The 26894-nt window shown below is 73.2% G+C and carries 21 protein-coding genes and 3 pseudogenes; 15 read left to right on the forward strand and 9 right to left on the reverse strand.

The window, feature by feature from the left end; genetic code table 11:
- The 3 genes from PV341_RS25430 to PV341_RS25440 all read left to right on the forward strand — a co-directional run.
- The coding region (locus tag PV341_RS25430; protein ID WP_500359041.1) for an ATP-binding SpoIIE family protein phosphatase at positions 1–1310 on the forward strand (1310 nt) is incomplete at its 5' end.
- A 101-nt stretch (positions 1311–1411) separates the two neighbouring features.
- Entirely contained in the window at positions 1412–1786 is a 375-nt protein-coding gene (locus PV341_RS25435; RefSeq protein ID WP_500327616.1) for a DUF488 domain-containing protein, read from the forward strand.
- A 285-nt stretch (positions 1787–2071) separates the two neighbouring features.
- A complete protein-coding gene (locus tag PV341_RS25440; protein ID WP_500327617.1) occupies positions 2072–2452 on the forward strand; it encodes a thioesterase family protein in 381 nt (126 codons plus the stop codon).
- 195 nt (positions 2453–2647) lie between these two features.
- Here the strand turns inward: PV341_RS25440 and PV341_RS25445 are convergent, their stop codons facing one another.
- The gene (locus tag PV341_RS25445) at positions 2648–2821 is read right to left on the reverse strand and encodes a hypothetical protein (protein WP_500327619.1); all 174 of its coding nucleotides are present in this window, start codon (positions 2819–2821) and stop codon (positions 2648–2650) included.
- A gap of 137 nt (positions 2822–2958) precedes the next feature.
- Between PV341_RS25445 and PV341_RS25450 the strand changes: the two genes are divergently transcribed.
- Positions 2959–3267 (forward strand): hypothetical protein, encoded by a 309-nt coding sequence (locus tag PV341_RS25450; protein ID WP_500359042.1) that lies wholly within the window; start codon positions 2959–2961, stop codon positions 3265–3267.
- A gap of 66 nt (positions 3268–3333) precedes the next feature.
- Here PV341_RS25450 and PV341_RS25455 read toward each other — a convergent pair whose 3' ends face one another.
- The gene (locus PV341_RS25455) at positions 3334–3996 is read right to left on the reverse strand and encodes an SDR family NAD(P)-dependent oxidoreductase (protein WP_500359043.1); all 663 of its coding nucleotides are present in this window, start codon (positions 3994–3996) and stop codon (positions 3334–3336) included.
- Between the two features lie 428 nt (positions 3997–4424).
- A complete protein-coding gene (locus PV341_RS25460) occupies positions 4425–5120 on the reverse strand; it encodes a type 1 glutamine amidotransferase domain-containing protein (protein ID WP_500359044.1) in 696 nt (231 codons plus the stop codon).
- Positions 5121–5249: 129 nt separating this feature from the next.
- On the opposite strand from PV341_RS25460, the gene PV341_RS25465 reads away from it, so the two are divergent.
- On the forward strand, positions 5250–6221 hold the full coding sequence (locus PV341_RS25465) for a LysR family transcriptional regulator (RefSeq protein WP_500359045.1): 972 nt from the start codon (positions 5250–5252) through the stop codon (positions 6219–6221).
- A gap of 496 nt (positions 6222–6717) precedes the next feature.
- Positions 6718–10437 (forward strand): S8 family serine peptidase, encoded by a 3720-nt coding sequence (locus tag PV341_RS25470; protein ID WP_500327627.1) that lies wholly within the window; start codon positions 6718–6720, stop codon positions 10435–10437.
- 110 nt (positions 10438–10547) lie between these two features.
- Here the strand turns inward: PV341_RS25470 and PV341_RS25475 are convergent, their stop codons facing one another.
- On the reverse strand, positions 10548–11138 hold the full coding sequence (locus PV341_RS25475; protein ID WP_500327700.1) for a TetR/AcrR family transcriptional regulator: 591 nt from the start codon (positions 11136–11138) through the stop codon (positions 10548–10550).
- A 129-nt stretch (positions 11139–11267) separates the two neighbouring features.
- Between PV341_RS25475 and PV341_RS25480 the strand changes: the two are divergent.
- Positions 11268–12092, forward strand: a pseudogene (locus tag PV341_RS25480) (zinc-binding dehydrogenase); the annotation flags it as partial.
- A gap of 49 nt (positions 12093–12141) precedes the next feature.
- Here the strand turns inward: PV341_RS25480 and PV341_RS25485 are convergent.
- Positions 12142–12765 carry a TetR/AcrR family transcriptional regulator gene (locus PV341_RS25485; RefSeq protein ID WP_500327628.1) on the reverse strand — a complete coding sequence of 208 codons (624 nt, stop codon included), beginning with the start codon at positions 12763–12765 and terminating at the stop codon, positions 12142–12144.
- Between the two features lie 209 nt (positions 12766–12974).
- Between PV341_RS25485 and PV341_RS25490 the strand changes: the two genes are divergently transcribed.
- Positions 12975–14411 (forward strand): aldehyde dehydrogenase, encoded by a 1437-nt coding sequence (locus PV341_RS25490; RefSeq protein WP_500359047.1) that lies wholly within the window; start codon positions 12975–12977, stop codon positions 14409–14411.
- A 249-nt stretch (positions 14412–14660) separates the two neighbouring features.
- Complete coding sequence (locus tag PV341_RS25495) at positions 14661–14873, forward strand: hypothetical protein (protein WP_500359048.1); 213 nt, start codon at positions 14661–14663, stop codon at positions 14871–14873.
- Between the two features lie 58 nt (positions 14874–14931).
- On the opposite strand, the gene PV341_RS25500 is transcribed toward PV341_RS25495, so the two are convergent.
- On the reverse strand, positions 14932–18738 hold the full coding sequence (locus PV341_RS25500) for a Kelch repeat-containing protein (protein ID WP_500359049.1): 3807 nt from the start codon (positions 18736–18738) through the stop codon (positions 14932–14934).
- Positions 18739–18871: 133 nt separating this feature from the next.
- Positions 18872–19459: an RNA polymerase sigma factor gene (locus PV341_RS25505; protein WP_500327634.1), complete on the reverse strand. Its 588-nt coding sequence runs from the start codon at positions 19457–19459 to the stop codon at positions 18872–18874.
- Positions 19460–19468: 9 nt separating this feature from the next.
- Here PV341_RS25505 and PV341_RS25510 point away from each other — a divergent pair, with 9 nt between their 5' ends.
- Entirely contained in the window at positions 19469–20863 is a 1395-nt protein-coding gene (locus PV341_RS25510) for a serine/threonine-protein kinase (RefSeq protein ID WP_500359050.1), read from the forward strand.
- Between the two features lie 113 nt (positions 20864–20976).
- Positions 20977–21723, forward strand: a complete 747-nt coding sequence (locus tag PV341_RS25515) for a DUF4232 domain-containing protein (protein ID WP_500359052.1) — start codon at positions 20977–20979, stop codon at positions 21721–21723.
- Positions 21724–22162: 439 nt separating this feature from the next.
- Here PV341_RS25515 and PV341_RS25520 read toward each other — a convergent pair.
- Positions 22163–22273 (reverse strand): annotated as a pseudogene (locus tag PV341_RS25520) (TMEM175 family protein); the annotation flags it as partial.
- A gap of 359 nt (positions 22274–22632) precedes the next feature.
- Between PV341_RS25520 and PV341_RS25525 the strand changes: the two are divergent.
- The 3 genes and pseudogenes from PV341_RS25525 to PV341_RS25535 all read left to right on the forward strand — a co-directional run bounded on the left by PV341_RS25525 (position 22633) and on the right by PV341_RS25535 (position 24965).
- Positions 22633–23034, forward strand: a complete 402-nt coding sequence (locus tag PV341_RS25525; protein ID WP_500327639.1) for a VOC family protein — start codon at positions 22633–22635, stop codon at positions 23032–23034.
- Between the two features lie 81 nt (positions 23035–23115).
- Entirely contained in the window at positions 23116–24021 is a 906-nt protein-coding gene (locus PV341_RS25530) for a LysR family transcriptional regulator (protein ID WP_500359053.1), read from the forward strand.
- A gap of 76 nt (positions 24022–24097) precedes the next feature.
- Positions 24098–24965 (forward strand): annotated as a pseudogene (locus PV341_RS25535) (alpha/beta fold hydrolase).
- 30 nt (positions 24966–24995) lie between these two features.
- On the opposite strand, the gene PV341_RS25540 reads toward PV341_RS25535, so the two are convergent.
- Positions 24996–25607 (reverse strand): CGNR zinc finger domain-containing protein, encoded by a 612-nt coding sequence (locus tag PV341_RS25540; RefSeq protein ID WP_500327643.1) that lies wholly within the window; start codon positions 25605–25607, stop codon positions 24996–24998.
- Positions 25608–25771: 164 nt separating this feature from the next.
- Between PV341_RS25540 and PV341_RS25545 the strand changes: the two genes are divergently transcribed.
- Positions 25772–26632: a DUF427 domain-containing protein gene (locus tag PV341_RS25545; RefSeq protein ID WP_500359054.1), complete on the forward strand. Its 861-nt coding sequence runs from the start codon at positions 25772–25774 to the stop codon at positions 26630–26632.
- Positions 26633–26894 lie beyond the last annotated feature (262 nt).

Below are 26894 nucleotides of genomic sequence, written 5' to 3' on the forward strand. Positions count from 1 at the left end.
GGCGGGAGGGCGGCTTCGAACGGGACGCGCGCGGAGGGGCCATCTGCGTGCCGCTGACGGCCCGGGGCGGCACGCTGGGGGTGGTGACGTTCCTGCGCCGCGGAACGGCGTTCGACTCCGACGACCTGCTGCTCGCCGAGGAACTGGCCGCCACGACCGCCATCTCGGTCGACAACGCCCGCAATTTCCAGCGCGAGCACAGTACCGCCCTGACGCTGCAGCAGAGCCTGCTGCCCAGGGAACCGCCCGCCCAGAACGCGGTCGACGCCGCCTACGGCTACCGGCCCGCCGACCTCGCCGCGGGGGTGGGCGGCGACTGGTTCGACGTGATCCCGCTGTCCGGCGCACGCGTCGCCCTGGTCATGGGCGACGTCGTCGGGCACGGGGTGCGTGCGGCCGCGACGATGGGACGCCTGCGCTCGGTCGTGCGTACCCTCGCGGACATCGACCTCCCCCCGGAGGAGCTGCTCACCCGCCTCGACGACATCGTGAACCGGCTGGACCAGGAGACGGAGGCCAACGCCCCCGATCCGGAGGTCGGGGCGTCGGTCCTCTACGCGGTGTACGACCCCGTCTCGCGCCGGTGCCGGATGGCCCGGGCGGCCCACGTGGAACCGCTGCTGGTGCTGCCGGACGGCACGAGCCGCCGGGTGGGACTCCCGGAGGGACCTCCGCTGGGCCTCGGGGGGCTCCCGTTCGAGTCGGCCGAGGTCACCCTGCCCGAGGACTGCCTGCTCGTCCTGTTCACCGACGGGCTGGTCAAATCCCGGCACCAGGACCTCGACGCGGGGATCGCCAGGCTCCAGGCGTCCCTCACCGCGGCCACGTCCTCGATCACGGCGGTCTGCGACGACATCATGGGCGCCCTGCTGCCCGGGGACGGCAGCGACGACGCCGCGCTGCTCGTCGCGCGGCCCCGCGCGCTGGAGGCGGCCGACGTCGCCCACTGGGACGTGCCGGCCGATCCTTCGGCCGTCGCGGCGGTACGCGAGGAGACGACCGCGAAACTCGCCGCCTGGGGGCTGGAGGACAGGGCCTTCGCCACCGGGCTCATCGTCAGCGAGCTGGTCACCAACGCCCTGCGGCACGGACGCGCCCCGATCCACCTGCGGCTCATCAAGGACCGTTCGCTGATCTGCGAGGTCACCGACGGGAGCAACGCCGCTCCTCACCTGCGCCGGGCGCGCACCTTCGACGAGGGCGGCCGCGGACTCTTCCTGGTGGCGCAGTTGTCCTCGCGCTGGGGCAGCCGGCCGACGGAACTCGGGAAGATCATCTGGTCGGAGCAGCAACTGGACCGGACAGGCTGAGCCCGGCCGAGGCCCCCTCCCTTCCGGACGGGCCGCGGCGCGGCACCGCCGATAGAGTGAAGATCGCGGGGGTACCGCGACCGGAGAAGGTGACGACGGCCATGGCCGGACGGTTCGGTTACCGCAGGATCTACGAGGACGCCTCGTCCCAGGAGGGCAAACGCGTCCTCGTCGACCGGCTGTGGCCACGGGGCGTGAGCAAGGAGCGGGCCCACCTCGACGAGTGGCTCCGCGACGTGGCACCGTCGGCCGACCTCCGTCACTGGTACCACCACGACACGGAACGCTTCCCCGAGTTCCGCGAACGGTACATCGCCGAACTGGGGGACCCCGATCACCGGCCGGCCGTCGAGCACCTGCGCGACCTCGCCGCCCACGACAAGGTCACCTTGCTCACCGCCACCAAGGACGTCGACCACAGCGAGGCGGCGGTCCTGGCCCGGTGGCTGGACTCCGCGGGGTCCGCGGGCCGCTAGTCGCCCGCCCGGCGTCGAGTCGGAGGTCCGACCGGACGTGGCTGCCGCGGAGCAGGGCGGTGACGGTACTAGGCCGTGTCGTCAAATGAGCGCCGGCCGCCCGGAGGGCGGGCTCGGCGGCGTCTGGTGCGGTGCATCGCAAGGCGGAGAGTCGTCCTCGTAGTGGGCTACTCGGACGATTCGACAACGCAGCGTGGGGGCACCCCCGGCCGAAGGCTGGGGGAGTGCCGTACCAGGCGTCGCCGAGCAGGCGGGCATTTGACAACACGGCCTAGCGTTGGTGGCATGCGCTACGAGGTGACCGATGCCGACACCGCGACGACGGTGGGCAGCGGCGACGTACCCGTCCTGGCCACGCCGCAGCTCGTCGCCTGGCTGGAGGCGGAGACGGTGCACGCCGCGACGCCCTTCACGGCGGCGGGACAGACGACCGTGGGGACGGCACTGCGGATAGACCACGTCCGCGCCACACCGGTCGGCGGCAAGGTCGACGTCTTCGCCGAGCCTCCGCCCTCCCCCACCGGCCGGCGGCTCACCTTCCGGGTGCGGGCCGTCGACGACTGGGGCCGGCTCGTCGCGACGGGCGAGATCGACCGTGCCGTCGTCGACAGGGAACGTTTCCTTGCGGCCGCCCACGATCCGGAGCACCCCGCCGAGCCGTCCTGACGCGGCGGGCGTACCTCGGCGCGGGAGCCGGTCCAGGCACTGCTGAGGGGTGATCGCGGAGCCGCCCTCGAACAACACGACGGGAACGGCCTCGTCGATCTCCGCCGTGAAGTGGGCGGGACCGTGCCGCCCACGTCCGGCCGGACGGCACGACCGGGCTCCGGCCTCCGCTCGACGGCTTCGTAGGGCTGGTCGTCAGTGCTTGAAGACGTCCTTGGTCCTCTCCTTCGTGCCCCGCATCCTGCCGCGCGATTCGAGGGCGGCGCCCTTGGCCGCGAGCGTTTCCTTGTGCACCGCGTGGGCCGCCTTCCGCACGGTCTTCCCCACGACCTGTTCCATCTTCGCCTTGGCTTTCTCTCCGGCGCTCATCTCGGCACCTCCACGGCCTCTCAACCGGCGCGTGCCCGTGGGGCGGGCGTCGAAACCACGTGCCGTGGGCACCCGGACTCAGGACATCCGGGCACTAAGATCACAAGGAATGCGCTCGCCGCGGACAGGGGGCCAAGATGACGTGGCGGCTGGTACAAGGGGACACCGTCATAGGCAAGCTCACCGATTACGGCTGCGACATGCCGTTCCTCCTGCTCCGCTTCGCCCCGGAGGCGGGTTGGGAGGCCGTCAGGCCACGCTTCGAGGCGTTGGCCGCTGCCGTCACGGGCAAGGACCCCGACGGGAGTCGATTCGTCGCCGCCGCCAAGCCGTTGCAGGAACTGGAACTCATCCTCGAGCACGCGGACGGCCGCGAGGCTCCGCTGCGTGTCTGGCGCAACTGCTTCCTTCACATCGACGGACCGAAGGCCAGACTGCGCTATTGAGCCGGTCCGCGCGGGGTGCTCGACCCGGAACCGGAGGGAACGGGGTCGCACGGCCGCCCCGCCGGGTCAGAGCAGCGACGCGGTCACCGCGGCGAGGCGCCGGCGGTACTCCGTGTCGTAGGCCTCGGCGGCCGCCCGGGCTTCCTTCTCGCCCTCGAAGTACCGGCCTGTGACGCCCGCCAGCGCGGGAGCGTCGACCAGGCGCCGCGTGGCGGCGACGCCCTGCTCCAGGGAGTCGACGACGTCCATCCCCGAGCGCCGGGACATGGCGGTGGGCATGAAGGTCGCCGGGTGGACGCTGTTGACGGTGATGCCGGTGCCGGAGAGTTCATCGGCGAGGTCGAGGCTGTGGCAGATGAGCGCCAGCTTGGAGCGGCAGTAGGCGGCGACGTCGCTGTAGTCGCGGGTGAGTTCGGGGTCGTCGAGGTCGAGCGGCTGCTGGCCGATGGAGGCGACGTTCACGATCCGGGAGGGTGCCGCGCGGTGGAGCAGCGGGAGGAGTTCCCGGGTCAGCACGAGCGGTGCCAGGTAGTTGACGGCGAGGCGTAGTTCGTGTCCGTCGGCGGAGGTCTGCCGCCGGGTGCCCTCCGCGTGGAAACCGACGCCGGCGTTGTTGACGAGCACGTCCAGCCGGTCGCGCCGGGCGGCGATGCCGGCGGCCAGGCGCCGGACTTCGGCGAGGGAGGAAAGGTCGGCCCGGTGGGGCTCGCCGCCGGTGGCCGCGGCCACCTCGGCGAGGCGCCCGGGGTCACGGCCGTGCAGCAGCAGGTGTGCCCGCCGTCGGCGGCGAGGTCCTCCGCGAGGGCGCGGCCGAGCCCGTCGGAGGCGCCGGTGATGAGGATCGTGGCCATGTCGTTCACCTTTCTGTTCCGGGGACGACCTGGGTGCCCTCCGGTGGAGTGGGATTGGGGGTGAGGGGCCGGACCGGTCGGCGAGCCAGCTGACGTCGGCGGCCGAGGCGTGCAGGTCCCGCTGGACGGTGCCGAGGACCGGCACCACCAGGGTCTGCATCATCGAGACGACCATGGCGCCGAGACCGAGGGCGGCGACGAGGCCACGGCCCGGGTCCGCCGTGACCGGGAGCACGGGAGGCGTTCGCATGAGGTGGGTACTTCCGTGGGTCTTTCCGTGGGTCTTTCCGTGGGTGGGCGCGCCGGTCAGCCGAGGGTCTTCAGCACTGCGGCGGCCAGCGCGGCGGAGGACGCCGGGTTCTGCCCGGTGTGCAGGCCGCGGTCGACGACGACGTGCGGGGCCCAGGGCTCGCCCGCCGAGTAGTCGGCGCCGAGCGCGACGAGCCGGTCCTGGAGCAGCCATTCCAGCCGGTCGGCCAGCCCGGTCTGCGTCTCCTCGGCGGCGCTGAAGCCGGTGAGGCGATAGCCGGCGAACGGCGACACGCCGTCGGAGTCCCGGGCGGCAAGCAGGGCGGCCACCCCGTGGCAGACCGCGGCCAGCGGGGTGCTTTGCGCGAGGACGGTGCGCAGCAGCCGGGCGGAGTCGGCGTCCACGGCGAGGTCCTGCATCGGGCCGTGGCCGCCCACGTAGAAGACGGCGGCGTAGCGGGCCGGGTCGACGTCCGCCAGAACCAGCGGGGTGTGCAGTGCGGTGACGGCCCGCAGGGCCGCGGTCGCGGCGGCGGCGCCCGCCGGACCGCCGTTGAGCTCGGGCGCGAGGCTGACGGGGTCGGCGGTGGGGACGACGCCGCCCGGCGTGGCCACGGCCACCCGGTGGCCGGCCTCGGTGAAGGCGCGGTAGGGCGCCGTGAGCTCTTCGGCCCAGAAGCCCGTGGGGTGCTCGGTGCCGTCGGCCAGCGTCGGGTGATCGGCGCCGGTCACCACGAGAAGGATCTCTGCCATGTCTGCGTACTTCCTGGTCTCCGCCCGGACACGGCCGGAGCGGGATGTGCGGGACCGCAGGTTGACCGGCGGCGGAACGTTCCCGACCCTAGGTCGCACAGCCATCAGCCAACCAATAGGATCCTCGACATGGCTCATCAGAATGCCGATGGGAACGCATCTCGCCCCGACGACGGCGGGACGGCCGCCGCCCCGCCTCCCGGCGCGCCTTTGGACCTGGGGCTGCTGCGCACGTTCCTCGCGGTGTACCGGGCCCGTTCCCTGACCACGGCCGCCCGGATGCTGCGCATCTCGCAGCCCACCGTGACCGCGCAGGTGCGTGCGCTGGAGCAGCAGCTCGACCGGCAGCTCTTCGAGCGGCTCCCGCGGGGGGTGGCCGCCACGTCCGTGGCCGACGAACTGGCCGGGCAGGTCGCCGGGCCGCTGGACGCGCTGGCCGAGGTCGCCGGCCGCGGTCGCCCGGACCCGGAGGCGCCCCCGGAACCGGTGCACCTGGCGGGGCCGGCGGAGATGGTGTCCGTCCGGGCGCTGCCCGTCCTCGCGCCACTGGCGGCCCGGGGCGTCCTGCTGCGCATCACCACCGGCCTCGCCGAGGACCTGCTCGAAGGCCTGCACGCAGGCCGCTTCGACCTCGTCCTGTCGGCGGTACGGCCGCGCGGCCGCTCCCTGGCCGCCGTCCCGCTGATGGACGAGGAGTTCGTCCTGGTGACGACGCCGGAATGGGCCGCCGGGATCGGGCGGCTCACCTGCGACGACCCCGGCCCGCTGCGCGAGGTCCCGCTGGTGGCGTACGCCGAGGACCTGCCCATCCTGCGCCGCTACTGGCGCCACGTCTTCCGTACGCGTCTGACCGCCCGGCCCGCCGTCGTCGTCCCGGACCTGCGCGGGGTGCTCGCCGCCGTCGTCGCGGGCGGGGGTGCGACGGTGCTCCCCCGCTACCTGTGCGAGGCGGAGCTGGCGTCCGGCGCGCTGGTGGAGTTGCTGACGCCGGAGGACCCGCCCATCAACACCGGCTTCCTGGTCGGACGCGCGGGCGCGCCTGCCCGCGCGCCGGTCACCGCCGTACGCGAACGGCTCTTGGAGGCGGCCCGCGACTGGTGACGGCGACGCCGTTGCCCGTCTGGGTGCGGCAACGCGCAGCTTCGGCAGCGTAGGTGAGGTCACGTCAGGGAACGCCGGAGCACCTCGCGGTCGCCCTGGGGGGGTCAAGTCGACTTCGGCAGCCGGGAACGCCCGGAGATCGCCGGCAGGCCCCGCGCCAGCGGGATCCCCAACGTCGCCCTCCCTGGGCATTCCTGACGAGCCGCCAAGCTCCGCCGCACGTGGCAGGGGCCCGGTGACGCTCCCCTGCGCGTACGTCCACGGCCATCCGCGCGCCCGGACCAGATGGATCCGGCACCGCACGAAGCTGCCCGCGGCCGTGTCCCCGAACTCCCTGGCATAGCGGGTCTTGTCGGCATACGACGGCGTTCGGGCGGCCTCGTGATGACACAACTGTGCCATGGCACAAGAGCGACGCCCCGGGGCCCTTGAGCGGGGGCGGGGGCGCCTCGAAGATCAATGGCCGTCCACTCTTCACATGGCTTGAGGAGTTTCCTTGCCCACGCTTCACATCCCCCGGACCAGGTCCGGGGCGATCACGCTCGGCGTGGTCGCCGCCCTGGCACTCGGGGTCATACCGGCCACGGCCGCCGTATCCGCGGACCCCGCCGGTCGCGGGCCCGCCGCCGGCGCCGCACAACGGCCACCCGGCAACGGCGGCACGCACACCGTCACCCTCATCACCGGCGACAAGGTGACGATCGGCACCGCCCCCGACGGCACCACCGTCCGGTCCTTCCAAGGTGCGAACGGCACGACCACCGGTTTCCACCGCGCAGTCGTCGACGGGGCCACCTACGTGTACCCCGACGCCGTCCTGCCCTACGTCAGCGCCGGGAAGCTCGACAAACAGCTGTTCAACGTCACCCAGCTGATCGCCGACGGTTACGACGACGCGCACTCCTCCCGGCTGCCGCTCATCGTGAGCTACACCGACGCCGCGGCCAAGGCCCGGACCCTGCCGAAGATGGCGGGCTCCAGCGACGTCCACCGGTTGGACAGCATCCAGGGCGCGGCCCTCGCGCAGAACCGCAAGCAGGCTCCGGCGTTCTGGTCGGCCCTGACCGGCGGCGCCGGTGCGGCGGCCCGGTCCGCGAAGCCCGCCTTCGCGGGCGGTGTCGCCAAGGTCTGGCTCGACGGCAAGGTGAAGGCCGATCTGGCCGACTCGACCGCCCAGATCGGCGCGGACAAGGTCTGGGCGGAGGGCAACACCGGCGAGGGCGTCAAGGTCGCGGTGCTCGACACCGGAGTCGACGCCGAACACCCCGACCTCGTCGACCGGATCGACACCAGCGCCAGCTTCATCCCCGACGAGCAGGACACCCTCGACTACCAGGGCCACGGCACCCACGTCGCCTCGACGATCGCCGGCACCGGCAGCGCCTCCGACGGCAAGGAGCGGGGCGTCGCCCCCGGCGTCCGCCTGGACATCGGCAAGGTGCTCAACAGCGAGGGAAGCGGCCAGGAGTCCTGGATCATCGCGGGCATGGAATGGGCCGCCCGGGACCAGAAGGCCAGGATCATCAGCATGAGCCTGGGCGGCGGCGGTGACCACACCGACCCCATGAGCCAGGCGGTCGACCGGCTCAGCCGCGAGACCGGCGCGCTGTTCGTCATCGCGGCGGGCAACAGCGGCCCGCACACCATCGGCAGCCCCGGTGCCGCGGACTCCGCGCTGACCGTAGGCGCCGTGGACTCCGCGGACCACCTCGCCGACTTCTCCAGCACCGGTCCGCGTGACGGCGACGCCGGGCTGAAGCCGGAGATCACCGCGCCCGGCGTCGACATCCTGGCGGCCCGCTCCCACTACAAGCGGGGCTCGGGCTACTACACCACGATGAGCGGCACCTCGATGGCGACCCCGCACGTCGCCGGCGCCGCCGCGCTGCTGGCCGCCGCCCACCCGGACTGGACCGGCCCGCAGTTGAAGGAGGCGCTGGTCAGCAGCACCAAGGCCACCCCCGCGTACTCCCCGTACGAGGCCGGTGCCGGCCGGCTGGACGCACCGGCGGCCGTCCACACCTCGGTCTTCGCGACCGTCAGCGCATTCTCCGGCTTCTACGCCTGGCCGCAGAAGCCGGGTGAGACCGACGTCCAGAAGGTGACGTACACCAACACCGGCGACGCGCCGGTCAGTCTGGACCTGGCGATCGGCTCGAAGGCCCCGGCAGGGCTGTTCACCCTCTCCGAGGACAAGGTCACCGTCCCGGCGCACGGCACGGCCTCGGTCTCCCTGACCGCGGACCTGGACCGGCTGCCGCTCGACCAGTCGATCAGCGGCATGATCACCGGCACGGACGGCACCGGCGCGGTCCGGGCCAAGACGCTGATCGGCGCCGCCAAGGAAGGCCGGCGGCAGACCCTGACCATCACCGCCAAGGACCGGTCGGGCAAGCCGCTGGCCGGCCGGGTCATGCTCACCGCCGAGGGCCTCTTCACCACGATCGACCTCGACGCGTCCGGCACCGGCACCGCGCGGCTGCCCGTCGGCACCTACAGCGGCTGGCTCACCGCGGACGTACAGGGCGCCAACGGCCCGCACTCCCTGGGCATGGCACTGCTGGCCTTCAACGACGTGCAGCTGGACCAGGACCGGTCCGTCACCCTCGACGGCCGCAAGATGCGTCAGATCCTGGCGCGTGCCCCGCAGCAGACCACCCCCGTCGCACCACGCCTGGACGTCCACCGGTCCTTCGGTGACAGCCTGGTCGAGTCGTCCATGCTGCCCAACGAGACCTACGACAGCATCTGGGCGCTTCCGACCGGCAAGAAGGTCACCGACGGCGAGTTCGAGTTCGGTGCCCGCTTCCGCCTGGAGCAGCCGGCGCTGACCGTGGGCACGGCCTCGAGGACCTACGCCGACCCGCTGGTCAAGCGCGGGGCCGAGCCACTGCCGGCCGGCACCCGGACACTCACGGCGGTCTACGCCGGTGAGGGCACGGCCGCGGATCTGGCCCGCACGAACGTCCGCGGCAAGGCCGTGGTCGTGCGGGGCGGTGACCCGTCCGGCATCCAGGCGCAGGCGGAAGCCGCGGCGGCGGCGGGCGCGCAGGTGCTCGTCGTCGTCAACGACGGCATCGGCCGGCTCCAGCCCTGGGACGAGGGCCCCTGGAGCCCGGAGAGCCCGGCGCCGCTGACGGTGGCGACCCTCGACGCCGACCAGGGCGCCGACCTCATCGGAGCGCTCGGGCACGGCCCGGTCAAGCTGAAGGTCACCTCGAACCCCACCACCGACTACGTCTACGACGTGGTGCACCACTGGTCCGGCGCGGTACCGGCGGACCCGACCTGGCGCGTCACGCAGCGCGAGCTGGGCAAGGTGGACGTCTCGTTCCGCAACCACCGCCAGGGCAAGGCGATGGAGTTCCGCCCCGACGTCTGGCGCGGCTGGGTGGTCGGCAACCAGCTCACCGCTCCCGCCCAGGGCGACCGGACCGACTGGGTCACCGCGGACGCCAGTTGGCTGGACGACGCCTTCATCCTGAGCGAGACGGGGCAGCACTCGATGGACGTGCTGCGCTACCCGGCCGGGAAGACGGCCGAGGTCAGCTGGTTCGGGCCGATCCAGCGCCCGCGGATGGGCCCCATCGGCTACCAGCCGGTGCGCTACCTCGACGGGGTCTACATCCCCGCACCCGGCTGGGGCGACTCCGGCTCCGGCCACGTCGGCGAGGCCTACGGCAACTACGACGTCAAGGACTGGATGTCGCTCTACCAGGGCGACCAGCAGCTCAACTGGGGCAACGCCGAGTACCTGCCGATCACCGGACTCGCCCCCGAGCGGCTGCCCTACCGGCTGGTCGTCGACAACGACCGGGCGGCCTGGACCCACCCGTACTCGACGCACACCCTGACGGAGTGGAACTTCACCTCCGCGGCCACCGGGCCCGAGTCGGCGGTGTCCCTGCCGCTGATCCAGCTCGACTACGGCGTGGACACCGACAGGGCCGGCCGGGCGGACCGGCACGCCAAGCTGACGGTGACCGCCTCGCACCTGCCCGGTACGACCGCCGCCATCGGGAAGCCCTCGCTGGAGGTCTCCTACGACGACGGGAAGACCTGGCAGCGCCCCGACCTGGACCGCAGCGGTAGCGGCTGGCGGGCGGGCCTGCGCGCCCCGAAGTCCGCGGGCTTCGCCACGCTCCGGGTCACCGCCCGGGACGACGCGGGCAACACCGTCTCGCAGACGATCACCCGGGCCTTCGGCCTGCGCTGACGCCCCGGCAGTGCACCCGGCGGGCGGGACCGCGGCCAGCGGTCCCGCCCGCCGGCGTTCCCGGGCGCTCCGGTCCGATCACGTCGAGCGTGGACCCCGCTCGTCCCCGGTCAGCCGTCGGCCGGTGCCGCGAAGGCCAGTCGCGCCGCCGGCGGGAGCGGTGCGTGCCGGGGGCGGGCTTCGAAGGCCTGGATCACCAGCCCCGCGAAGCGTCGGGAGGCCGCGACCTGGGTGGCGGTCGATGCGGTGTGGATCCCCTTGTTGGCCATCAGGACGAGGATGAGGTCGTCCAGGACGAAGTCGGCCCGCAGGCGCCCCGCGTCCTTGGCCCGCCGGGCCAGTCCGGCGACCGCCTTCACCGTGTACTCACGTCCCCCGGCATCCGGTGTCCCGGGGAAGGCCGACAGGAAGGCTTCGGTGAAGCCCCGATCGCGTGCGTGCAGCTCACAGATCTTCTCGATCACCAGGCACAGGCCACGCCACGGATCGGGATCCGCGCACCCCTCGTCGACGATGGCCCGACATGCGTGCAGTTGGTCCGCGAAGGCCTCGGCGACCAGCATCTGCTTGGTCGGGAAACGCCGGTACAAGGTGGCAGGTCCCACCCCGGCTCGCCGCGCGATCGCCCGCATCGGCACCTCCAGGCCGCCGGCCGAGAACAGCGCTCGGGCCGCGTCGAGGATGCGGTCGCGGTTGTCCATCGCGTCGGACCGCAGCTTCTGAGGCACTTGGCCGGTCACCCGTCTCACTTTACCCAAACGGACGGGGGCGTCCGATTACCGTCCACGACGTGGAGCCCGCCCGGAGGCGGTACGAGAACAGGGAGACGACGGAGCGGGGCTCTGGCCGCCTACGGATTCACGGAGGGCTTCATCCCGGGCAGCGAGGTGGCCGGCACCGTGACCGCGGTCGGCGACGGCGTCGACGCCTCGTGGATCGGCCGGCGGGTGTGGGGCTCCACCGGCACCGGCGGCGGCTACGTCGAACAGGCCGTCGTACCGGTCGAGCAGATCCTTCCCCTGCCCGCTGGCCTGTCCGTCGTCGACGCGGTGACGCTCGGCAGTGCCGGCGCGGTGGCGCACTTCGGGCTTCGCCACGCCCATCTCGCCCCCGGGGAGACCGTCTTGGTGCGGGGCGCGTCCGGCAACATCGGGATCATGGCCGTGCAGCTCGCGGCTCGCGGTGGTGCCTCCGCGGTGGCGGTCACGACCTCGTCGGCCGGTCGCGGCGAGCGGCTGCGCCGTCTCGGCGCGACCCACGTGCTGGACCGCTCCGGCGACGGAGGGGAAGAGGCTCCTGCGGGCTATGACGTCATCATCGACGTCGTGGCCGGCGAGGACATGCCGTCGTTCCTCGACCGGCTCAACCCGAACGGCCGCATGGTGGCCGTCGGCGCCGTCGCAGGTCAGCCGCCCGCGGACTTCGGCACCAAGCTCATGGCGGCGTTCCGGAAGTCGTTGTCCTTCGCCACCTTCAGCGCGGCCACCGTCGCCCCGGCCGACCTGCGTGCGGTGCGCGGCGAACAGCTCGCCGCGGCCGGTCGCGGCGAGATCGCAGCGGTGGTGCACGAGGTGCTGCCACTGGACGAAGCCGTTCTGGCGCACCGGAAGATGGACGCGGGCGAGGTCTTCGGCAGGATCGTGCTGACGCCGTAGTCGAAGGTCCGACGCCGGGACTGCCGTACGTCCAGGCGACGGCACGAGGTCAACGGCCCTCGGGCGGCGGGCCGGCGCCGAACGCGGCGACGGCGTCGAAGAAGTGGAGCGCCTGGTCGACGAAGTCCTCGCGGGAGAAGGCGAGGCCGCCGTCCACCCAGTTGAGCAGGATCTGGTTGACCCCGCCGACCACGGCCATGGCCATCGCGGTCACGTCGGTGCCCGGGGCGGCCCAGTCCTCGCGGAGCAGGGACTCCACCAGCGAGGCGAGCCGGCGCAGGCCGCGGCGTCGTTCGGCGGCGGCGAGCGGTCCGCCGGCGAGTGACTCGACCAGCTTGATCCGGCCCTTGCGCGGGTCGTCGACCACGCCGCCGGCCAGGACGTCGAGCATGCCGCGTGCCCGGTCGCGGCGCGTACCGCCCGTGGCGAGGGCCGCCCGGCACCTCGCGGCCTCGTCCTGCTGGATCTCCTCGAGGATCGCGGCGAGCAGTTCGTCGAGGGAGGCGAAGCTCTCCGTGAAGTAGCGGTCGGGCAGGTGGCAGTGGCGGAGCACCGCGCGCATCGAGGTCCCGCCGTAGCCCTGGGTGGAGAACAGCTCGATGGCCGCGTCCATGATGCGGCGGCGCCGCGCCGCGACGCGCTCCTCGGCGGTCATGCCGCCGTACTTCCTCATACGGTCACCCCGATCGACATCTGAGGGCAGATGCCATCAGATAGGAGTATTCTCGGCCATCAGTCGCGAAAAGAACGCTTCCCACGCGGTGGAAGCCACCACCGGCCGCCCGACGGCCGGCTGGACGGACGCACGCCGGCTTCCCGCCGCGCCGAATCATCCGAAGCCGGGTGAACACGGCCCGGCCGCAGCCGGAAGAAGTACCCATCATGGATGTGAAACGCCTGTTCATCGAAGGGCAGTGGACGACACCAGCCGGTAGCCGGACCATCACCGCCGCGTCCGCCAGCACCGGCGTGTACCTGGGCTCGGTGCCCGAGGCCCTGGACGCGGACGTGGACGACGCCGTGCGGGCGGCCCGTGCCGCCTTCGACGCCCCCGGCGGATGGCCCCGGTGGGAGCCCGAGCGCCGCGCTTCGGTCGTGCTGCGGCTCGCCGATGCGCTCGAGGCCCGGAGCCGCCTGACGGCGAGCACGGTCAGCGCGCAGAACGGCATGCCGATCTCCACGGCCGAGCCCTTCGAGGGGACGGTCCCGGCCGCCCTGCTGCGCTACTACGCGGGCCTCGTCACCGGGGCGCCCCTCGAGGAACGCCGCGCCGGGCTGCCCGGCGGCAGCACCCTGGTCCGCAGGGAACCCGTGGGGGTGGTCGCCGCGATCATGACCTGGAACTTCCCGCAGACCATCGCCTTCTTCAAGATCGCGCCCGCGCTGGCCGCCGGCTGCACCCTGGTGCTCAAGCCGGCGCCGGAGACCGTGCTCGACTCGATGGTCCTGGCGGACGCGATCGAGGAGGCGGGCCTCCCCGACGGGGTCGTCAACATCGTGCCCGGCGGTCCCGGCGCGGGCGCGTACCTGGTCTCCCACCCCGGGGTCGACAAGGTGTCGTTCACGGGGTCGACGGCGGCGGGACGGCAGGTCGCGGTCGCGTGCGCGTCGCTGATGCGCCCGGTGACGCTGGAACTGGGCGGCAAGTCCGCCGCGGTCGTCCTCGACGACGCCGACCTGGGCTCGCTGACCGAGCCGTTCTTCATGGCCGGCCTGCTGAACAACGGCCAGACCTGCTTCGCCAGTACGAGGATCCTGGCCCCCGCCGACCGCTACGGCGAGGTGGTCGAGTTCTGCACGGCGATGGCGGGCGGTGCCGTCCTGGGCGACGCCCTGGACCGCACCACGCAGATCGGTCCGCTCGTCAGCGCCGGACAGCGCGACCGCGTGGAGGGCTACATCGCCAGGGGACTGCGCGAGGGCGCCCGGCTGACGACGGGCGGCGGGCGGCCGGCCGATCTCGACCGGGGCTGGTTCGTCCAGCCGACCGTCTTCGCCGACGTCGACAACGCCTCGGTCATCGCCCAGGAGGAGATCTTCGGGCCGGTCCTGTCGATCACGCCGTACGACGGCGAGGACGAGGCCGTCGGACTCGCCAACGACTCCGCGTACGGCCTCGCGGGCACGGTCTGGACCGCCGATCCCGAGCACGGCACGCGCGTCGCCCGGCGGATCCGCAGCGGCACGGTGGGGATCAACGGTTACGTGCCCGACCTCGCCTCCCCGTACGGGGGCGTGAAGGCCAGCGGCCTCGGCCGGGAGTTGGGCCCGGAGGGGCTCCAGGCGTACCAGGAGTTGCACTCCGTCTACCAGGCGTGATGCCCGCGCCATGGCGCGGTGGACCTCAAAGGTCCGACGCTCGTCACCTCCTTGACAGGTGACGATCGCCTGTGCGAACGTCGGCAGCAGCCGCGGTGGTGCCCGACTCCGCCGATGCCCCACCGGAGGGTTCCGTGAAAGTGCTCAGCGTCATGAAAGTGGCCACGGTGGCCGTGGCCGTCGTCACCATCGCCTGCGGGTGTTTCCTCCAGGTCTTCTGAGGACGACACCGCGAGAGAGAGGACCGGCATGCCGAACACGCAGAAGGCCGTCAAGGTCGTCAAGGTCGTGAAGCTGGCCAAGGCCGCTGACACCGGCGCGGTGACGCGCCAGGCCCGCTTCGGCGCCCTGCCCGAACGCGTCCGGCCCGAGGACACCACCGAGGTGGTGCCCATCGTGGAGCGGTACCCGTCGCAGGACCACTACGACCACGAGAAGTGGCTCACCTGCAGGTGGGTCTAGCAGCAGGCGCCGCGCCCCCGGACGGACTCCGGTCCGCCCGGGGGCGCGGCGATGGGGCCTATGGGGTGCGCCCCTTCGTGACGTGCAGGGACACCGGGACCGGCGGGAGCCAGTACGGTGTGTCGCTCCGCATCACCAGGGACGCCGCCCGGTCCGCCGGCCCGCGGATCCCGCGGGCGTCCGCCGTGACCGTGAACGTCGCCCGCTCGCCGGGCCGCAGGGTCAGACGGACCGGGCTCTCCGACAGCCAGCCCACGTCCGTCTCGGTCCCGTCCCAGCCCGGCAGTTCCTCCACGGTGGCCACCGGCACGGGGAAGCGGCTCTGGTCGCTGCCGCCCACCCGGTACATGCCGGGGGCGCCGCCGCCTCGGTACACGGCGGTCGTGGTGCGGGGCAGCGCGGACCAGGTGTCGCCGCCGGGGTCGTAGGCGTAGCCCTCCGGGGTCAGGACCCTGTTGACGCCGACCCGCTTGAAGCCTCCGGACACCAGGAGCCGCCCGTCGGCGGCTGCGTAGGCGGCGGTGGCCAGGCCCACGGGCATGTCCGCGCGGGGCTGCCAGGCGTCGGAGGCAGGGTCGTAGACGTACGCCGCGGCCGTCTCCACGTACTCGTGGGTGCCGCCAGCGCAGTAGAGCTTGCCGCTGATGGCGCCGCACGAGGCCCAGCTGATCGACTGCGGGTAGTCCGCGGCCCTGGCCCACCTGCCGGAGGCCGGGTCGAAGACGGACACGGTGTTCGCGCACTCGGTGTTGGTGCATCCGCCGACGACGTACAGCCGCCCGTCGAGGACGGCGCCCGCCGCGCCGTAGTGGCCCTGGGGAACGGCCGGGCCCTGCGCCCAGGTGTTCCGCGCCGTGTCGTAGACCTGCAGGGTGCTGCTGACCGTCTCCTGCGGGCCCCAGCCGCCGACCGCGTAGAGGCGGCCGTCGATGATCCCGTGGGCGGTGGCCTGCCGGGGCTCGGGCGCGGTGGCGCCGCGGGTCCAGGTGCCCGCCGACGGGTCGTAGACGTACAGGTCGGCGGTGGGCGTGGAGCCGTCGGAGCCGAGGGCGGAGTAGAGCCTGCCGCCGTAGGTCTCCACCGCGTTGTCCATCACCGGGACGGGGAGGTCCGGCAGGGTGCGCCAGGCCGTGGCCGGGGGTCCGGAGTCCGCGCCGGTGCCGGTGCGTTCGCCGATGCGGAGCGTGGCGGGGGCGGTGCCGGTGTTGCGCACGGTCACCTTCCGGGCCGCCTTGCCACCGGGTGCGGTGGTGGTGTCGATCCGGGTGGTGCCGACCGACAGCCGCCCCGCCGCGAGGGAGAAGGAGGCCTTGACCGCCCGGTCCGGCCGGACGGTCACGGTACGGGACGTGGTCCGGTACGCGGGCTTGGCGACGGTGACGGCGCGGCTGCCGCCACCGGGGACGAACAGCCGGTAGAGGCCGTCACCGGTGCGCGGGTCGCCGGTGGTGGCGGTGGTCGGCGCCGAGGGGCCGTGGACCCCGCCACGCACCACCGCGCCGACGAGTCCCCGTCCGGTGTTGGCGTCGGTGACCGTGCCGGTGACCACTCCCCCGCGGACGGGGGTGAGGATCCGCCGGCTGACCGTCACGTCGTCGACGGCCCAGAGCATGCCGGGCCCGGTGAAGTGGAAGCGCAGCCGCACCGCGCGCTCGCCGGCGTAGGCGGTCAGCGGGACGTCGACGCGGCCGCTGCTCCACAGCTGGTCCTGGTGCCACACCGTCGTCCAGGTCCTGCCGCCGTCGTCGCTGACGTCGACGTCACCGCTCTGTTCCGCGGAACCCTGGTAGTCGGTGGCGAAGGCCAGCGCGGGATCGCCGGTGCCGCTGAAGTCGTACGCGGGGCTGATCAGCTGGGTGTCCAGTGCGGTGTCCCAGCCGGCGTGGTCGTTGTCCGCGACGGCGAAGGCCCCGGAGCCGCCCGTGGTGTTGCCGCGGCCGCCCGGATCGTCGAACGCCCAGCCGTGGGCCGTGCCGGGCGCGTCGGCGACGCTCCAGCCCCCGGGTGCCCCGGCCGTGGAGTCGAAGCGCTGCGTGTCGAGGGTGCGCACCGTCAGACGGTAGGCGGGGTTGCCGGTCGCCCAGGTGTCCGCGGGCAGCGCCAGGCGCAGGCCGCGGTCGGCGGAGCCCACCGTCACCTGCCGTACCAGGGACCGGTAGTGGGAGTCGTCGCTGACGACCCGGAGGGTGTAGGTGTGGTTCCCGGGGAGGTCGAGACGGTACGCGCCGGTGGAGGCGTCGGACCAGACCGGGGCACCCGGGACGCCGTCCACGGTGATCTTCGCATGGAGCGGCCAGCCGTGCCCGGACCCGTCGGTGACGGTGCCCGTCACCCGGTGGGTCGGCAATTTGCGCAGGCCGACGTCCCGGAGCAGCGCTGTGCCGTCGGTGACGTCCACGGCCGCGGGCTGTCCGGGCGCGTAGCCGTAGGCCTCGACCCGGACGTCGTGCCGGCCGGCGGGCAGCGGCAGGCGGTAGCGGCCGCGGGCGTCGGTGGTGGCGCGGAAGATGCCCGCGGTCACCACCGCCGCGGGCACGGGCGCGTCACTGCGCCGGTCGGTGACCGTGCCGGTCACGGTGCCGTGCGGCCCCATCCGGAAGGCCCCCGTGCCGTCGGGGGTGCCCAGGCCGGTGGGCCCGTCGTAGCCGGGGCCCGCGGTGCACAGGTACGCCGGGGAACACCGGCCGTTGGCGCCGGAGGTGACGTCGTGCAGTCCGGCGCCGCCGGAGGCGTACGGGTAGGTGTTGGGGTAGGTCCCGGCGACCGGGGCGTCGGCGGTGGCGTAGACGCCGGCGATGATCGGCGCGGAGGCGCTGGTGCCGCCCGCCACGCCCCAGCCGCCGCCGCTGTAGCTGTCGTAGACGGCGACACCGGTGGCCGGGTCGGCCACGGCCGAGACGTCGGCGACCGTGCGCCCCGGGCAGCCGGTGTCCTTCTGGAAGGCGGGCTTGGCCTCGTAGCGGGAGCAACCGGAGCCGGTTCCGGCCCCGTCGTGGCTCCACACCGACTCCGACCAGCCGCGCGGGGCGCCGGCGTCCCGGGTGAGGGTGGTGCCGCCGACCGCGGTCACGTGGGGGGACGCGGCCGGGTAGGCGACGCCGTAGCGGGAGTCCCCGGACGAGGCGACGACGGCGACACCGGGGTGGTCGTAGTGGACGTCGGCTGCGGACTCACCCGGGTCCTCGGGGAAGAACGCGTAGTTGGAGCCGTAGGAGTTGGAGACGTACCCCGCGCCGAGCGCCACGGCCTGGTCGACGGCGGCACCGAGGTCGTCGATGCCGGCGGAGTCGGCTTCGACGAGCAGGATCCGGGCGTTCGGGGCGACGGCGGAGACCATGTCCAGGTCGAGGGAGATCTCCCCGGCCCAGCCGGGGTCGGGGTCCGGGTAGTGGGTGCCGCCGCGCTGGTCGACCTTGGTGAAGCAGCCGTCGGCGCTGGTGCAGGCGGGCAGCCCGTACTGCGCCCGGTAGAGGGCGAGGTCGGCCTCGGCGTTCGGGTTGTCGAAGGCGTCGACGACGGCGATGGTCCGCCCCGCCCCGCCGTCGGCGGGCAGGCCGTAGGCGCTGCGCAGGTCGGCGGGCCCGAAGCCCTCCGGGTCCTGCCCGGCCGCCCGCGCGCCCTTGCGCGCGGGAACGTCGGTGCGGCGCAGTCCGAAGCAGGTGAACTCGTGCGGCTTGGGCGTACCGCAGAGCGGCTCGACGTGACCCCCCGGCGGCTGCGCGGACGCGGGCGGCGCCGTGGTCCGCCCGCCCTCTGCGGCCAGGGCCTGGGCGGGGACGCCGAGCGCGGCAAGGACGGCGGCGCTCAGCAGCCCGGCGCCGAGGGACAGCCGTCTGCGCCGGTGGGGCGGACGGCTCGGGAACATGGACAAATCGCAACTCCTGTCGGCATCCTCGGGCGGCGGCACACACCGCCCCCGGATGGGTGAGTTGCGCGAAGTCCGGCGGAAGTTCCGGGTCCGGCGGGGGAATTTCCCGCGAACCGCGGTCGCGGACGTCTCAGGCCGTGTCCACCAGCCACTGCCGGACCTGTCTGCGCGCCTTGTGCAGCCGCGACTTGACCGTCCCGAGCGGGATGCCGAGGCGCTCCTCGATCTCGCGGTACTCCATCTGGCAGATGTCGCGGTACACCAGCGGCGCGACCAGTTCGGGGCCGGTGGCCTCCAGCCGCTCGAGGGCGTCCAGCAGGTCGAGCCGGGTCCCGGCGACCACGCTGGTCCTGCGCGGGTCGGGCGTGTCGGCCTCGGCGGCGGAGAGCGGCTGCTCGGCGCGGCGCCGTTTGAGTTCGCGGTACTTCTGGCGGGAGCAGTTGGCGACGACCGTGTACAGCCAGGTGTGGAAGAGGCTGCGCCCCTCGAAGGAGCCGATGCTGCGGGCGACTTGGAACAGCACGTCCTGGGCGGCCTCCTCGGCGTCCTCCCGATGGGGCAGGAAGCGCCCGCAGCGGCGCATGACCTCGGGCCGGATCCGCGCGAGGAGCAGTTCCAGGGCCGCGGCGTCCCCGGCCGCCGCCCGCGCGGCGAGCTCCTCCGTCTCCTGGGCGGGCGTCACAGGGGTCCTCCTCGGTCCTTCTCGGGGTCGGTGCATGATAGGCACATGCCCCCACCTCAGCAGATCGGCCGCTACCGGCTGGTGCGACCTGTCGGTTCGGGGGCGTTCGCGATGGTGTGGCTGGCCCATGACGACTCGCTCGACGCGCCCGTCGCCGTCAAGGTGATGGCCGAGAACTGGGCGTACCGCCTGGACCTGCGCGAGCGCTTCCTCTCCGAGGCCCGGCTGTTGCGCAAGGCCGCGTCCAGCCGGCTGGTGCAGGTCTTCGACATCGGGGAACTGCCCGACGAGCGGCCGTACTTCGTGATGGAGTACGCCGACGGGGGCACCCTGGACGACCTCCTCGGCCAGGGACGGCCGGCCCTGGCCGAGGCGCTGCGGCTCACGGCGGAGGCCGCCCGCGGTGTCGCGGCGCTGCACGAGGCGGGCGTCGTGCACCGCGACATCAAGCCGTCCAATGTGCTGATCACCGGGGCGCGGGAGGGTCAGGAGCGGGTGCTCGTGGCCGACCTCGGCCTGGCGAAGGCGCTCGCCCAGGCCTCCGGTCTGACGATGGCCGCCGGTTCGGCCGGTTACATGGCGCCCGAACAGGCCCGCCCGGACGGGGGCATCGACGTGCGCGCCGATGTGTACGGCCTGGGGGCCCTGCTGTACCACCTGGTCACGGGCTCGGTGCCCGGCCCCGCGGGCAAGGTCGTACGGCCCGGCCGATTGCGCCCGGACGTCCCGGCGGCCGTGGAGCGGGCGGTGCTGCGCGCCCTGGAGCCGGACCGGCGCAAGCGCTGGCCCAGCGCGTCGCGCTTCGCCGACGAACTGGAGGCGCTGGCCGCCCGGTCCGCCGGCCACGAGGAAGGACGGCCGCGCCGGCGGTGTGGGCGGACCCTGGTGATCGCCCTGTGCGCCGCGGCGCTCGCGGCCGCCGGCGCGGGTCTCGCCGCCTCGCGTTCCGGGGCGCCGCAGAAAGTGCCGCCGACGGCGGTCAGCGACGCCACCGGCCGGATCCGGGTGGAGGTCCCCGCGGGCTGGGGCCGCGAACTCGTCCGCGGCGGCTGGAGCCCCGGGGTGCTGGGCCTTCCCGATACCCATGAGCCGGCCCTCCTGGTCGCCGGCGACGTGAGGAGCTGGCAGGACCTGGGCTCCGGCGTCGACGGCGTGTTCGTCGGGCTGAGCGAGCGGGGCGACCTCACCGCCCGGGTGGATGCCATCCGGCACGGCGGCTGCCGCTACCGGGGCAGCCGCGGCTACGGGACCGAAGGGTCGCCGGGATGGAGCGGGCGGGTCCGTCACTGGACCGGCTGCGGCGCGGAGGGCGGCTCGATCGACGAGATCAGCCTCACCCGGGCGGGTGCCGCGCAGCCCCAGGTGTACGTGCAGATCCGGCAGGACGGCGGCCCCGACCTGACCGACGATGTCCTCGGCGGTCTGCGGATCACCGGTTGAGCGGTGCCACGGATCGGCGAGAACTTCCGCCGCCCGCGGTGCATCTCACCAGGAGTACAGGATGCGGACCGGCACAGGACACCCGGCGGCGCCCTGCCGAGGAGGAAAGAGACATGCACGTGGCCCAGCACGAGGCAAGGCCCATCGAGCGGCTCGACCGGAGGGCGACGCCGTCTGGCCGACGCACCGGCCGTGGCAGAGTCGTCCCGCTGCTCGCGGGCGGGCTCGTCCTGGCGGCCCTGACCGGCTGTGGGGGCGGCGGGAACGGCACCGCGAGCGCCCCGCACACCCTCCCCGGCTCGGCGGGTCCGGCGAGCGGGGACCTGACGAGCAGTGAGCCGCCGACCTCCGCCACGCCCTCCGAGGACACCGACGGCTCCGCCCCCGCGGCGCACCACCCGCCGTCCCCCACCGCCTCCACGCCCCCGCAGGCCGGCGGGCGCTGCCACACCTCGGACCTCAGCGCGTCGATCGGCCGCAACGACCCCGGGGCGGGCCAGGAGAACTTCCCGGTCGTCCTCACCAACCGCTCCGCTCGCACCTGCACGGTCTACGGCTTCCCGGGCATCGCCTTCGTCAACGCCGCCGGGGAACAGGTGACCGTGGACCCGGAACGCGCCACGGGTCAGCCGGCACGGCGGGTCTCGCTCGCACCGGGAGCCAGTGCCTGGTCGGCGATGTCCTTCTCCAACCCGTCCATCACGGGCGTGACCACGGTGACCCCGGCGGCCGTGCTCATCACCCCGCCGGACGAGACGGCGTCCCTGAAGGTGCCGTGGACCGGCGGCAAGGTCTCCAACACCGGCAAGGCGTCCGTGCCCCGCCTGGGGCCCTTCCAGCCGGGCAGCGGACCTGCGTGACGGGGGCGGCACGGCTCATCGCCGCCGGGCGGCCCCGAAGAGCCGGCCGAGGGGACCTTCGTGGAGGCCCTCGCTGGTGAGGCCGTGGTGGACGATCACCACGGCGATGCACACCCCCCACGGGGGCGATGAACCAGCCGCCGATGCCGCAGACCACGTACAGGACGAGGCCGGTCAGCGGCCGGGTCCGCTGCGAGCGGAGGTAGCGGGGCGACACACCGGGCTCGAGCAGTTCCGGGTGGTCGCACAGATAGCCGAACACCCCCCACCACGGCGCCGACATGACGGCCGCGACCAGCGCGTACAGGACGACCGCGACGCGCTGGTCGTGAGGGTTCCCCGCATCGCCGAACGCGTCACCGAGGACCGCGGTGGGGAACGGCACGATGACGGCGCTGAACAGGATGGCGAGGTTGATCCACAGCAGGCCGACGTCCATCCGGCGGATCAGACGGAAGAGCCCGTGGTGGTTGAGCCAGATGACGCCGACGCAGACGAACGAGACGAGGAACGCCACGTACGCCGGCCACTTGCCGGCGAGCCCCGGCACGAGTTCGCCGGGCCCGTGGTCCGGATCGTAGAGGTCGAGGACGAGCAGCGTGATTCACGATGGCGAAGACGGCGTCGCTGAAGCCCTCGACCCGGCTGGTGTCCGCCAGGCGCATACCGTCGCCGGCGGCCGGACCTGACGGAACATCACGATCCGGGGGATTTGCCATGATGTGATCCTAGGCGCCGGCGTACGGCGGCGACGGAGGCCACACAGCATGTCGGTCGCGGGGGCGCCGGCGCGGGATTCTCGCTTTCTTCAATGGTCATTCGAGCTGCGCATGCCCCATCGGTGGCGATGTGCCGCAGCGCTGATCAAAGATGGACCGATGGACTACAGCTTCGAGGTCGTCAGTGCCGGTGAGCGAAGTCGACCGGTCATCGGTGTTCTACACGGAGCGCGCAGGCTTCACCCTCGACGTCGACTACGCACCCGGCGACGACTTCCGTGTCGTACAGCTGACACCGCCGCGATCGGCGTGCTCGGTGCAGATCGGGACCGGTCCCACCGATGCCGTCCCGGGGTCGCTGCGCGACCTCCACCTGGTCGTCGGTGACGTCGAGCGGGCCCGCCGGGATCTCGCCGAGCGGGGCGTGGCGGTCGGCGAGGTCCGGCACAAGTGGCCCCGCGACGGGTGGAAGGGCGGTTTCCGGCCCGGGCCGGACCCCGAACGCCGTGACTACGCCAGTTTCGTCGACTTCGCCGACCCGGACGGCAACACCTGGCTGGTGCAGGAGCGCGGTTTCCACCGGACGGAGTGAAGCCGGCGCGCACCCGCCGCAGGGAGAGCCGGGAGATTTTCGGCTTATGGAAGTTTCGAACAGTTCGGATAGATTTTAGACATGGCGACACTGCGGGCGCTGGAGTGCCTGGTGGCCCTGGTCGACGAGGGTTCGGTCACCCGGGCCGCGGCCTCCCTGCACATGTCCCAGCCGGCGCTCTCCCACCAGATCGCGGCGCTGGAGCGGGAACTGGGCACGTCCGTGGTCGAGCGGCTGGCCCGCGGTGTGCGGGTGACGGCGGCCGGCCGTGCCGCGGCCGAGGAGGCCCGGATCGCACTGGCGGCCGCGACCCGGGCCGTCCGGATCGGACGGCAGGTCGGCGCGGGCAGCGGCGGGCGGCTGCGGATCGCCTGCGCGGAGACCATGACCGCGTGGCTCCTCGTACCGGTACTGCGCCGCTGGCGCTCGCGCCGGCCCGAGGTCCGACTGGAACTGGCGGAGTTCAGCAGCGCCGACCGCATGGTGGAGCACCTGATGAACGGCGCCACCGACCTGGTGGTGGGACCGGAACCCACCACGACGACGGCCCACGCGGAGGTGCTGGGGCGGGAGGAGATGGTGGTGGTCACCTTCCCCGGTCATCCCTTCGCCTCGCGGGCGTCGGTCGCGGTCAAGGAGCTCACCGACGAGCCCTTCGTCCACTACGACCCGGACAACGGGATGGCGGTCTGGGTGGACCGGTTCGTCACCTCGCACCAGGTGACCCTGAGTCCCGTGCTGCGCACGCGCAGTCCGCGCACCGCCGCCCAGCTCGCGGGAGCGGGCATGGGGGTGAGCCTGGTGCCGGTGTCGGCCCTGGCCGGCCGGCCCGCGGCGGTGGTCCGGCGGCTGGAGCCCCGCGTCCACCGCGACATCGTGGCCCTCACGATGACGCCCTCGGACGCCCTGGTCCGGCGGTTCATCGCCGACCTGCACAGCCGGGGGCTCCCGAAGGTGGACACCGCCGCCGCGCTCCCGACCGCCTAGCCGCACCCGGCCCCGCCGTCGTCATCGGTGCCCGCCCCCACAACAGCAACCGATCACAGCGCCCAGGAGGTCGAAGATGACCCGCACCGTCCACTACCGCACCACCGGGGTCAACGGCCTGGAGGTCTTCCACCGGGAGGCCGGTGACCCCGGGGCACCCGTCCTGGTGCTGCTCCACGGGTTCCCGACGAGCTCGCACATGTTCCGGAACCGGATCCCCGCCCTCGCCGACCGCCACCGCGTGATCGCCCCCGACCACATCGGCTTCGGCCAGTCGGCCATGCCGGCGGCGACGGACTTCCCGTACACCTTCGACGCCTCACCGAGGTCGCCTCCGGGCTGCTGAACAGCTCGGCGTGGACCGCTTCGCCGTGTACGTCCAGGACTACGGCGCCCCCATCGGATGGCGACTGGCGCTGGCGGACCCGCGGCGGATCACCGCGATCGTCATCCAGAGCGGCAACGCGTACACGGAGGGGTTCGTCATGCCCTTCTGGGACGGGCTGTTCGGCTACGCCAAGGACCCGAACCCCGAGACGGAGGCGCCGGGGCGCGGCGTGCTGACCCTGGAGGCCACCCGCTGGCAGTACCTGAACGGGGTGGCCGACCCCAGCCTGGTCAGTCCCGACAACTGGGTCCACGACCAGGCGCTCCTGGACCGGCCGGGCAACGCCGAGATCCAGCTCAGCGTGTTCCGCGACTACCCGCGCAACGTCGACATGTACCCGGCGGTCCACCAGTACTTCAGGGACTCCCACGTCCCGCTGCTGGCCGTGTGGGGCGAGCGCGACGAGATCTTCGGGCCCGACGGTGCCCGCGCCTTCCGGCACGACCTGCCGGACACCGAGGTGCACCTGGTGGAGTCCGGGCACTTCGCGCTCGAGAGCCATCTGGAGCCCATCGCGGAGTACATCCGTGGCTTCCTGGGCCGGGTCCCGGTCTGAGCGGCGGGTCACCGGCCCGGGCCGGGCAGCTCATCCGGCCGGGGAGGCGCGGCCGGAACGGTTGCGTTCGTAGTGGCGTGCGACGCGGGTCCGGTTGCCGCAGACGTTGCTCGCGCACCACTTGCGGCGCCTGTTCCCCGCCAGGAACAGCATCGAGCACTCCGGGTTGGCGCAGCGGCGCAGGAGCCGCAGCCGGTCGGGGCTGCCCAGCAGCGCCACGGCCTCGGCCGCGATCACCGCGAGGGCGGCGTTGCCGCCGTACTCGGTGTGCCGCCTGGCGGTCTCCCGGAGTCCTTCTCCGGTGACGACGAGCCGGGGGCTGACGGGCACGGAGGAGGCCGCGGCGTTGATGTCCTCCACCGCGGCGGGATCCACGGGCCGGCCCTCCAGATGCGCGTCGAACGCCTCCCGGACGGCCGCACGGAGCCTGCGGGTCGCCACCGGATCGGGGGCGGGGCCCGGCGGGAGCCTCCTCGCCTGGATCCCCCACCAGGCGGCGGCCGCGGCAGGAGTCCCGATCAGGTCCTCGGCCGGCTCGCGGGCGGTCTTCACCGTGTCCGCGAGGTCCAGTGCGACCAGGGGCTCCCCGCCCATGGGGAAACCCGCGGCCTGCAGCTCCTCGAGCCCGACACGAACGCTCACAGAGGAAAGATATGCATTAGGGCACCGGGAATCCAGCCGATCCCGGACCGTCGAATTACGACGTGATCGCCTCCAAAAGACGAATCCTTGATCGCTTGTTCCACGTCACTAACGGTTCTAGCGTCGAAGTATCCATTACGACGGCCGACGAGGAAGGAAAAGCCATGGGACTGTCCTGGCAGCAGGGGCCGCTCTCCACCACCCGGATCGGACACTTCCTGGTGCCCGATCCGCTCCCCGAGCGCATGCTCTTCGCCGAGCGCCTTCGACGCCGCATGCGGGTCCGGTTCGCGGGCGAGTGGATCGCCGATAGCGAGGACGTGGTGCTGCTCCACGAGCCGGGCCGCTATCCGGTCGCGTACTTCCCGCGCTCCGACGTCCTGCCCGAGGCGCTGGTGGCCGGAAACCACGTCACGCGGCACAAGGACCTGGGGGACACCGCCTGGTTCGCGGTACGCGCCGGCGGGCGGACGGCCGAGCGCGCCGCCTGGGAACTGGTCGCGCTCCCTGAGCACGCGGGCGACCTCAAGGGGCGGATCGCCTTCGCCTGGCGGGCGATGGACGCCTTCTACGAGGAGGACGACCGCATCCTCGGTCACGCCGCGGACGCATACCACCGCATCGACATCCGCACCACCTCCCGCACGCTGGAGGTCCGCTCCGATGGCCGTGTGGTGGCCCGGTCCGGGCATCCCGTGGTGCTCTACGAGTCGGGTTTCGCGCCCCGGTGGTACGTGCCGCGCGCGGACGTCGACGAGAGCGCGCTGACGCCCGCCGAGGACCGGACCTTCTGCCCCTACAAGGGGATCGCCGCCTACTACGACATCGGCGGTGCCAGGAAGGCGGCGTGGTCGTACCGCGACGCCTACCCCGAGGTCGGCCGCATCGACGACCTGGTCTCCTTCGAGCCGGACAAGGTCGAGGTCACCCTCGACGGCAAGCGGCTGGAGCCGGAGCCGGGCCAGCAGGTGATCCCGCACGGCGTGGACCGCGGCCTGGACGCCGACGAGGTCCGCAGCCGTTAGGCACGGCGCCCGGCACGGTCGCCTGCACACCGGGGCACCCCCCCCCCCCCCCCCCCCCCCCAGAAAAAAAGAAAGGGAGCAAGCCTCTCTCCCCTCCGCGCCGCGCCCGCCCCGGGGGGGGGGGGGGGGGGCGGGCGCCCCCGCGGGGCCCCGCCCCCTCCGCCCCCGCGGGGGGGCGCGCCCCGCCCCCCGCGCGGGGGCCCGGGGGGCGCCCGAGGGGCCCCAAGAGGCCGCGCGGAACCCGCACACACCCTGTTATCAC

It is taken from the genome of Streptomyces sp. PA03-1a (assembly GCF_033792805.1).
In the GTDB taxonomy this organism is placed as follows: Bacteria; Actinomycetota; Actinomycetes; order Streptomycetales; family Streptomycetaceae; genus Actinacidiphila.

Coding starts and splice junctions, on each gene's coding strand:
- PV341_RS25490 (WP_500359047.1), top strand. CDS start 12,975: ATGGATGTGAAACGCCTGTTCATCGAAGGGCAGTGGACGACACCAGCC.
- PV341_RS25460 (WP_500359044.1), bottom strand. CDS start 5,120: ATGGCAGAGATCCTTCTCGTGGTGACCGGCGCCGATCACCCGACGCTG.
- PV341_RS25510 (WP_500359050.1), top strand. CDS start 19,469: ATGCCCCCACCTCAGCAGATCGGCCGCTACCGGCTGGTGCGACCTGTC.
- PV341_RS25445 (WP_500327619.1), bottom strand. CDS start 2,821: ATGAGCGCCGGAGAGAAAGCCAAGGCGAAGATGGAACAGGTCGTGGGG.
- PV341_RS25500 (WP_500359049.1), bottom strand. CDS start 18,738: ATGTTCCCGAGCCGTCCGCCCCACCGGCGCAGACGGCTGTCCCTCGGC.
- PV341_RS25450 (WP_500359042.1), top strand. CDS start 2,959: ATGACGTGGCGGCTGGTACAAGGGGACACCGTCATAGGCAAGCTCACC.
- PV341_RS25495 (WP_500359048.1), top strand. CDS start 14,661: ATGCCGAACACGCAGAAGGCCGTCAAGGTCGTCAAGGTCGTGAAGCTG.
- PV341_RS25440 (WP_500327617.1), top strand. CDS start 2,072: ATGCGCTACGAGGTGACCGATGCCGACACCGCGACGACGGTGGGCAGC.
- PV341_RS25435 (WP_500327616.1), top strand. CDS start 1,412: ATGGCCGGACGGTTCGGTTACCGCAGGATCTACGAGGACGCCTCGTCC.
- PV341_RS25505 (WP_500327634.1), bottom strand. CDS start 19,459: ATGCACCGACCCCGAGAAGGACCGAGGAGGACCCCTGTGACGCCCGCC.
- PV341_RS25485 (WP_500327628.1), bottom strand. CDS start 12,765: ATGAGGAAGTACGGCGGCATGACCGCCGAGGAGCGCGTCGCGGCGCGG.
- PV341_RS25515 (WP_500359052.1), top strand. CDS start 20,977: ATGCACGTGGCCCAGCACGAGGCAAGGCCCATCGAGCGGCTCGACCGG.
- PV341_RS25475 (WP_500327700.1), bottom strand. CDS start 11,138: ATGGACAACCGCGACCGCATCCTCGACGCGGCCCGAGCGCTGTTCTCG.
- PV341_RS25530 (WP_500359053.1), top strand. CDS start 23,116: ATGGCGACACTGCGGGCGCTGGAGTGCCTGGTGGCCCTGGTCGACGAG.
- PV341_RS25465 (WP_500359045.1), top strand. CDS start 5,250: ATGGCTCATCAGAATGCCGATGGGAACGCATCTCGCCCCGACGACGGC.
- PV341_RS25545 (WP_500359054.1), top strand. CDS start 25,772: ATGGGACTGTCCTGGCAGCAGGGGCCGCTCTCCACCACCCGGATCGGA.